Genomic DNA, 9,682 nt, shown 5'->3' with positions numbered 1-9,682 from the left:
CCCGCCCCCACCCCACAAATCACCCCAAAAAACATCCCCACCGATGGATTAAATTGAATTAATTCTTAATTTTTCGGTGGGGTGGGGGCGGGTTTATAAAATTCATCGCTGCGTGTCAAATATTTCGGTGAACCCGCCCCTACAGGATTGTGATATTATGTATTTATTGTTAATAAATTTATCATCTACTAACAAAAGCCATGAAATCAGCCGATACAAAAAATCTATTTATCCTAACATTCCTATCATTTACCGCCTTAGCAACTTGCGAAACAGGACTTTTCACCCCATCCCAAACAGCCACGGCCCAAATTACTCCCGCTGCTGACAGCACAAATACTCAAATCACCCCGAATGGCAATCAATTCAACATCCAAGGCGGCCAACAATCCGGCGATGGCACTAATTTGTTTCACAGTTTCCAACAATTTGGTTTAACTCAAGGACAAACTGCCAATTTTATCTCAAATCCCAATATCCGCAATATTTTAGGGCGAGTAGTCGGCGGGGATGCTTCGCTGATTAACGGCATAATTCAAGTTACGGGCGGCAATGCTAATTTATTTTTAATGAATCCGGCGGGGATTGTTTTTGGTGCAAATTCTAGTTTGAATATTCCCGGTTCTTTCACGGGGACTACTGCGACAGGAATCGGCTTCGGTAACAATTGGTTTAGTGCGGTTGGTACGAATAATTATGCACAATTAGTCGGAAATCCGAATACTTTTGCTTTTATAAATTTACAGCCGGGAGGGATTATAAATCTTGGCAGTTTGGCGGTGAAGCAGGGACAAAATTTAAGTTTGTTGGGCGGCACGGTTTTGAGTGCGGGACAACTTGCTGCACCGGGAGGAAATATTACTGTGGCGGCGGTTCCCGGTCAAAGTTTAGTTAGAATTAGTCAGCCGGGAAATTTATTGAGTTTGGAGATTAAACCGCAATCTGTGGCTGGTAGTTTGCCGCAAAGTTGGGTATTACCAGTTGCATCTTTGCCTCAGTTGTTGACTGGTGGTGGGGGAAGTGCAACGGGGGTGACTGTTAATGCTCAAGGGCAAGTTGAGCTAACTGCTTCTGGTTTGCAGGTAGATAATGGAGATGTGGTTGCTAAAGAAGTAAGTGCCGAGAATGCAGCGCTGTCAGCCAGTCACAATTTGACATTAGTTGAAAGTCTGTTGCGTACAACTGGTGATTTGAGTTTGCTGGCTGACGATACAGTGCGGGTGCGCGACAGTGTGGCGAATCCGTTTGTGGCGAATGCTGGCGGCAATCTGTACATTCAAGGTAATAGAAGTATTGATATTTTGGCGCTGAATCATCTTTTGCAAACGCCGTTTGTCAGTGGTGGAAATTTGACTTTAGCGAGTGATGGCATCATATCTACAGATTCTCATTTTAGAAGTGGCAGTAACACATCGATTGTTGATTTATCTGGTAAACCTGCGAATTTTCTCAGTCTGTACGATCCCATTTTTACACAAGCTGGTGATTATACTTCAGGGGGTTACACGGGTGCATCCCTCAAGGTAGATACGACTTCGGGTACGGGAAATATTACTTTTAATGGAGATATAAGTATTACGAGTCCAGACACAAGTATTACTAGCGGTGATCCCGGCACAGATGAATTTATTCTGCGTACTTCGCGAGCGGTGATTTTGCGATCGGGCGGCAACATTCAAACAAGAGGTATTGGTAGTTATACCACATACATGAACATAGGGCCTGCAATTATGCAAGCTATAGGAGATGTTATTGTTGCTGGAGATTATATAGGCCCATCTATCAAAATAGATACGACTTCGGGTACGGGAAATATTATTTTTAATGGAGATATAAGAATTACCAGTGCTGCTGGAGTTTATGATACCGCTCCTACGGATTATGAATTGATTTGGGGCGGTTCTAGATCGGTAATTTTGCAATCTGGCGGCAACATTCAAACAGGAAACTTTTGGGCTTATAGTCCTACTTTAAATAATACAGTCCCTATAATTATGCAAGCCACAGGCAACATTCAAACAGGAAGTATTAATACAGGTCAGACAATGGATGATAGTAGTGGTATAATATTTTTAACTGCTGGAGGCAACATCCTTACAGGTACACTTTCTACTGGAGTTAGTCTGGGCATTTTAAAGAATGGTGGCGATATTACTTTGAATGCAGGTGGCACTATTACGACTGGCAATCTCTATGTAAAGGCGAATCAAAACGGCGGGCAGATAGCACTTACGAGCGACGGTTCAATCGATATCGGAACGATCGATACAACGGGCGATGGCGCTGCTGGAAATATTACCATTCAAGCTAACAGCGGCATCACAACACCGACAACAGGAACCGCGATCGCGGGTACTTCGAGTAACGGCAACGGTAGCCACGTTACTTTATCTACTGCCAGCGGTGACATTAATGTAGGTGGCGTGTCAGTATCGGGAATCCGGGGCGGAAATCTAAACTTTACTAACAGCAACGGTACAATTAACATCGGCACGATCGACACTACGGGCGATCGCGCTGCTGGCAACATTACCATTCAAGCCAACAGCGGCATCAAAACGCCGATACAAGGAACTGCGATCGCAGGTAATTCCGCTAAGGGGAATGGCAGCAACATTACTTTATCTACCACTAGCGGTGACATTAATACAGGCAATGTGTCAGTATCGGGGATGCGGGGTGGAAATCTTAATTTTACTAACAGCAATGGGAATATTACTACAGGTCAGTTAATTACAAGTTCTGAGGGTTTATCTGCCGATGAAAAAATGAACACAGGCGGCAGTGTTAATTTAAATGCGGGGAGAAATATTACTACCAGCAGCATCCAATCAATAGGGAATCAAGACGGCGGCTCTATCACCCTTAAAAGCGGTGGTGCGATCGATACTACGGCCGGACTTCTCAACGCGATCGGCGGCAACAGCGGCGGCAATATTTCCCTAGAAGCTGGAACTAACATCAGTACGGCCGGAATCGGTAGCGCTTTATTATTAACCGGATTCAGCGCCAATAGCGGCAATCTTCGCATTCAAAGCGGCGGTAATATTGACACAACTGCTGGCCCGCTGATTACTGCCGCGGCCAATGGCAAAGGCGGAAATGTGGTCATAAATGCTAAAGAAAATGTGGCGACATCTAGTATTAATTCCAGCACTTTTGCTCCCAGCACCACGATGAATGGCGGCAATATAGATATTCAGGCAAATAGTATTACTGCGGGCGGAATTATCGCAACTAACCGCAACAATATTACATTTGCGGCTCCCGTAACATTGGCTAACGACCTCTCTGTTAACATTCTGGAGACTGGCGACATTACTTTTAATTCTACAATTGACGGGCCGTACAATCTCGCTGTCAAGCCAAATGCGGGAGTTGTTCAGTTTGGCGGCGCGATCGGCAGCCAGACTCCTCTCAACAGCGTCAATATTCAAGATGATATTCCCGAAAATACGGCGGCGATCGACATTACTACAACTAATAACATTACTGCTCAAAACATCACCTCAGAAGCAGGGATTTCTTTGTATAGCGAGGAGGGAGAAATTAAAACAGAAAATCTTGACTCGACTTCCAAAAACAATGGTAGCAATATTGATTTGAATGCGGGAACTAATATCACTGCTGGCAATATCAATACTTCTGCTGCTGGTAATGGCGGTAATATATTTCTCGATGCTAATGGTAATATTAATGCTGGAAAAGTTGACTCTTCTGCTAATGTAAATGCGGGCAGTGTTAGCGCGATTAACCGCAGCAGTGCGGGCGACACTGTTCTGAGTCTAATTAATGCTGAAAGTAGGGAAAGCGGTAGGGGCGGAGATGTTTTGATTGTGACTCAAAGGTTTTTTCGATCGCCCAATTCGTTTTTAGACAGAAACAGCATCAATGCTAGCATCTCTACGGCTGCAAGTCCAGGAGACGATCGCGGCGGCTTCATAATTATCAACCACGGGGGCGGGGGAATCACGCCTTTTATTGTCGGCAATTCCGAGAAAAATGGAACTGCTGGTGCAATTACTAGAGGAAATAGCAATCCCATACAAACGATTTTGCCCGATAACAGTTATCGATACACTCACAGACAAGACCCCAGTCTCGCATTAAATGGCGAGCGCATTCAAATTAACTCGGTTCCCTCACCCATTTTGCCCGCCGCCACAGCCGCGCCGACGGCGACTCCATCCCCAACACCCGCACCAACACCCGCACCGACGGCGACTCCATCCCCAACACCCGCACCAACACCCGCACCGACGGCGACTCCATCCCCAATACCCGCACCAACACCCGCGCCAAGGGCTGTTCCGTTGCCAATAACCCTAGCTACAAGAACCGCACCGACGGCTGTTCCGTCGCCGTCGCCGGCAACTGAAACTGCCTCACCGACGGCGACTGCATCCCCAATACCCGATCGCCCGATCGACCTAACTCCAACCCCATCTCCATCCCCAACACCCGAACTGCCGCCGATCGACTTTTCCGCTATCCAAGAACTGCTAAACACCAATTTCTTCACACTGCCGCCCCGCACAACCCGCACACAGCCGTCAGCCCCAACAATACCAAGCGCTGCTGCGCGAATACCCACCGCATCCACAATTCCCTCGATCGCCCAACTCACCGCCCCGATCGCCCTTCCAAGCTCGATCGCTCCTCCAAGTGCGATCGCGACAAATCCAACAACCGCACTCCTACAATCGCCTTACAACCCGCCCGTAGCAGCAATTTCACCTGTAATTGCACCCTCTTTTTCTCCCATTCCCGCACCCATTCCCACAGCCGCAATAGCACCCGCCCAAGCGCCAAATCCGCAACAAGATTTAGCTTTGTTAATTGGCGATTTATTAGGAGCAAAAACCACCATCACTTTCAATCCTGAAACCGGAAGCAAAACTTTTAATTGGGCATTTAATAATCCCCAAAACAATTTCTCTCTCACACCACCTGCTCTTCAAAAAGCAGCAGAGATTACTTTAATAACGCCTCCTGAAAAGCCACCAGAAAAACCGCCAGAACTTGGTTCTTCTGCTACAACAGAACCCGATGGATGGATAGTTTTAACACCTAATCCTGCGCCTACTATTGAGCCGCCCGTTGAGGCGATCGAGCCTAATTCCTTGACAAGCATTCCCGAAACTACTCCGCCACCAACTCCAGCACCCGCACCAACTCCAGCACCCGCACCAATTCCAACTCCCGCACCAATTCCAACTCCCGCACCAACTCCAGCACCCGCACCAATTCCAACTCCAGCACCAACTCCCGCAGCCGAAACTCCCCCACTCGCAAATATTCCCAATCTCTTTCCCTTAGAAATTAGCAGATTTAGCGTTGAACAAGCTTTAGATCAAGGCAATCCTGATGATGCTATTGCCCTAATCGACAAACTCTTTGAACAAGACTATGAAAACTATTTTGAAGAAGATTTTGCCAACAAAAAAGTAAATGTTGAATACATCAGAGAAACTCTGAAAACAATTAAAACAGAAACCGGAAAGCAAGCCGTAATTGTTTATGCCTTCGCCAGTCTCGAATCGTTATCGCTAATATTAGTAGTTCCCGAAGGCCCTCCAATTGTGAAAAGAATTGAAGTCAATCGGGTACATTTGAATCAACTTGTAAATAATTTTCAACGCACAATCTCAAACCTAGATAATCTTGAAGACCAATATTTGCCAACTGCGAAGAAACTGTATGATTTATTTGTTGAGCCAATTTCTAAAGAGTTAGCAGCATTAAATATAGATACGCTAGTTTTTTCCTTCGATGCAGGTTTGCGACAATTGCCCATAGCAGCTTTCTACGATGGCGAACACTTTTTAGTAGAAAAGTACAGCCTTGGTTCAATTCCTAGTGTCAGCTTGACTAGCACTAATTATCAAAGCTTGAAAAATGCCCAAGTTTTAGCAATGGGTGCTTCTGAATTTCTCGATAAAGATCCTTTACCTGCTGTACCGATCGAATTATCGGCGATCGCAGGTACGATACGCAACAACCAAAATGCTCCCGAATTGGCTTTGTGGCCCGGCCGCTTTTTTCTCAATCAAGATTTTACCCTGGAAAATCTCACCAAACAGCGGCAACAAAAACAGGCGTTTGACATTGTTCACCTAGCTACTCACGCCAGCTTTCCGCTCAATCAAAACGGACGCAAGGAGGCTGAGATTGACCTCTGGAAGCGCTCTTTGGCGCTGGATGAATTTCGGTTGGCGAAGTGGTACGATCGCAGACAAGTACAGTTATTGGTGCTCAGTGCGTGCGAAACTGCGATCGGCGACAGTACCGCAGAAATGGGTTTTGCTGGACTCGCAGTCCGCAGCGGTGTAAAATCGGCTTTGGCGAGTTTGTGGAAAGTTAATGATTTCGCGACTTTGGGGCTGATGACTGAGTTTTATGCTAATTTGCGATCGGCTCCCATTAAAGCTGAAGCTCTCAGACAAGCTCAACTGGCGATGATTCGCAAACAGGTAGTCATTAAAGATGGTAAGTTGGTGGGAACTCAAAGGGCGATCGATCTTACTCAAGCCGGACAAGTAGCAAATTCTGATTTATCTCATCCCAAATTTTGGGCCGGATTTACACTAATTGGTAGTCCTTGGTAATCAGCTAGCCCGCATCTAATTTTAATAGCAAATTGTCAAAAAATCTTTTTTGCAAAAATGAGATGCTCCAGGAAAAACGTCAAACTAAATTCTTTATCCAAGCAAAAACTATGAGCAACTTTACTAAAATATTCAATTCCAAAGATAAATCCTCAATCAAATTGAATTTAGAGGAATCCGTCGCGGCGGTAGCGCTTGTCGCAGCCGAAGCCAACGCCCCTGACGCAGACGCAGATATCTTGGAAAGCATACTTTGGGATTCAGAAATATTTGCTGAATTCTCGGAAGATGATATGTCAGCAATGTTTCAAAAATTGGCGAATATTATCGCCGAAGATGGTTTGGGAGGATTATTTAACACGGCTTCTGAATCACTGCCAAATGAGTTGGTGTTGGATACTTTTGCTATCACCGCAGCCATGTTTATCGTAGATGATACAGTGTCCAAGAAGCACCGGGATTTTCTCAAAAAATTTCAAGAAGTATTAGGTGTAGACGATGAGGAAGCTAACGAAATTATCGAGGATGTGATTGCTGCATACTCATCAGTAGAACTAGAATTGGAAGAGCCTGATTTCGATGTAGAGGAGCCGTTGTACCTATCTGCTCAAGGCAATTTTGCCGTCTCGATTCCAGTTGACAAGCAACGAGGCGGTAAAATTGACGATTCAGCAGGCGGTGTTGAATTTTCTGACGATTTTGGTGTTTTGCTGAAAATTGATTATTTCCCGATTTCTGGCGAAGTGGAAAAATTGATTGAGTCAGCGGGCGAATGGGCTTATCTTACTTCGTTTCTTAACAATTTTATTGATAGCCAAATTCTCGCTAAATTTGCTGATTCTAAGTTACTCTACACTGAATATTTAGAAGATGAAGAAGCTTATTTTGCAGTGGTCGATTTGCCTGCGGGTGCTACTCTCAGTGTGACAAAAAACGACGACCAAGTTACTCGGATGGATGCTTATCGGGGATTTATGGCTTTTATCGTTGACGATTTTTGCTACATGGTAAGTTGTCAGCGAATTTATGAGAACAAGGACGAATTGGGTTCTCTTGAGTCGGAGGTTGAGGGCCTTATGAACAAGATTTTTGACTTCATTGAGACGATTGAATTCTCTGGCGCAGAATAAACATGATTTATAGCGGATCGAGAGAAAGATGAAGTATTGACCAATTAATGCCTCAATCTCTCAATCGCAAAAGGTGCGTCGCCATGAGATTTGAGATTGAATGCTAGAGATTAAACATGGCGACACACCCTACGAAATTTCTAGATATTAGAGGTTTTTTGCAATAAAATAGTGTGATCGAGAATTAGGCTTTTTGACCGATTCTCGATCGCACTTCCAAATAAACTCAGTCAACCGCAGTCGAAAGACAGCAGCAATTAGCAGCCATTTTCGACTAGCTAGCAGTCTGAGCTTCCAATTTTTGCTTGAGTTCTTCCAAAGCACTCGCCCAGCGTGGATCTGGCTGTACCGAGCCCGAATCACCACTGGACACCGTTGTTGTTGACTGATTGCGGCGAGACTTGTTGTTGTCACCCCGACGACGATTGCTTTTACTAGAACCGCCTCCACCTTGGGTAGGGGGAGCCGAGCGCTGCTGTTGCGGCACAGGTGCTGGCACAGACGGCGATGTCGATGCTGACGCCGACACCAACTGCGGTGAAGCAGGCGATGATGACTGTTGCTGATCGTCTTCGCCCTTCTCAGATTTACCCTTAGAGCGGGGCAGTGCCTTTTCTATTTTCAGCGGGTTTTCCTTGAACATCAAGCCGTTGTACTTCTCAATAACTTCGTCGGCTTGTTCGTCAGTGAGCACCGTCACAAAACCGAAGCCTCTGCATTTACCAGTTTTGCGGTCTGTAATTACCTTTGTGGTAACAGATTCACCTTCTGGTGCAAAAACTTCTTGCAATTCTAGGCGATCGAGTTCTTTTGGTAAATTACCAACATAAAGACGAATAGACATGAAAAATTCCTCCAGACTTGGATTTTAATTAATTTGCTCGAACAAAATTACCTGAAGTCAAATCAATATTGACCGCAGGGAAACACCGCATAACCACAGAATTTGCACATTCCTCCCACCAACCTTGACAGCTCCCCCCACCTTTTAGAACAAAAAGATGATTTACTCTGATCAGGCCGGAACTTAACCGCCAATAATGCAGAGAGCTTTTAAATCTCAGGTTGTTGTGTAAACTTTTAGTCATCACTCAAATGTTTAGGCTATTGGCTGTTCTGTATTACTTGCTTCCGGTTTTGATTCAGAATGTTTATAGCCAGCGCCGTGTAGAAATTTATGTCCAAGGATGTCAATTGCAAGCGATTGGAATGCCAGTATTCAGTCTAATACAGTGAGGGATAAAATCGCTAACATTTTTTCAGCCAGTAATCTTACCTCACCCTAATCTCGCTCCTAGTGTTGAGGACTACTCACTTACCCAGTATCCCTTAAATCGGGCCTGGTTGTGTCCGACCATTGTTTAAAGGTATCACAGGCTTGGTAACAGAGCTAGTTATTTAGGAATATTTCATGGCAAATTGAACGAAAAGCGCATCTGAATCACTTTTTTGAGTTCATCCGGCAGAGCTAAATTGGCTGTCTAAAAAAAACAGCCGACAAGCGGCTGGCTGAACTTGCTGTGTTGGGAGGTTGACAATTTTTACGCAATGCCTTATGGATTTTAGCCAACTGAAGTTATCGCGCTATTTGGTTCAATCCGATTCATGTAAATAAATGTAACAGAGTGTTGGCAAAAAAGCAACTTTTCTTTACAAAGGCTTTAGTCAGTAGTCAGTAGTCAGTAGTCAGTTGTCAGTTGTCAGTTGTCAGTTGTCAGTTGTCAGAAGCAAGAGGGAAGAAGGATGCGCGCTGCGCGTGAATATCCATAGGGTGCAGGCCGAACACCCATCCGCCCTTTAACTCAATACTCATCTGCGGTTGGGCGTTGTGCGCGACTCGTGCCACAATTTGACAACCAAGCTGTACTGGATTGAAATTGTCTATTTCAATTTCGCCTCAAAACTAATCAAATAATCTCCCCATCTCCCCATCTCCCCCTCTCC

Annotated in this window: 3 protein-coding genes; 2 read left to right on the top strand and 1 reads right to left on the bottom strand. The window is 45.1% G+C overall.

Features of this window, described 5'->3' with window-relative positions; translation table 11 throughout:
• Positions 1-200: 200 nt before the first annotated feature.
• Positions 201-6,608, top strand: coding sequence for a CHAT domain-containing protein (locus K4039_RS25910; protein WP_265239382.1), 6,408 nt, complete (start codon positions 201-203; stop codon positions 6,606-6,608).
• 110 nt (positions 6,609-6,718) lie between these two features.
• A complete protein-coding gene (locus tag K4039_RS25905; RefSeq protein WP_265239381.1) occupies positions 6,719-7,738 on the top strand; it encodes a tellurite resistance TerB family protein in 1,020 nt (339 codons plus the stop codon).
• A gap of 274 nt (positions 7,739-8,012) precedes the next feature.
• Here K4039_RS25905 and K4039_RS25900 read toward each other — a convergent pair whose 3' ends face one another.
• Positions 8,013-8,582, bottom strand: coding sequence for an RNA-binding protein (locus K4039_RS25900; protein ID WP_265239380.1), 570 nt, complete (start codon positions 8,580-8,582; stop codon positions 8,013-8,015).
• Between the last annotated feature and the right edge of the window lie 1,100 nt (positions 8,583-9,682).

The sequence above is a fragment of the Lyngbya sp. CCAP 1446/10 genome (assembly GCF_026130175.1).
Classification (GTDB): domain Bacteria; phylum Cyanobacteriota; class Cyanobacteriia; order Cyanobacteriales; family Microcoleaceae; genus Microcoleus.
This window is presented reverse-complemented; position numbering and strand designations above follow the sequence as displayed.

What these genes read in the sequence shown, in the direction of transcription:
- K4039_RS25900 (WP_265239380.1), bottom strand. Translation starts at nt 8,582, where the DNA reads ATGTCTATTCGTCTTTATGTTGGTAATTTACCAAAAGAACTCGATCGC.
- K4039_RS25910 (WP_265239382.1), top strand. Translation starts at nt 201, where the DNA reads ATGAAATCAGCCGATACAAAAAATCTATTTATCCTAACATTCCTATCA.
- K4039_RS25905 (WP_265239381.1), top strand. Translation starts at nt 6,719, where the DNA reads ATGAGCAACTTTACTAAAATATTCAATTCCAAAGATAAATCCTCAATC.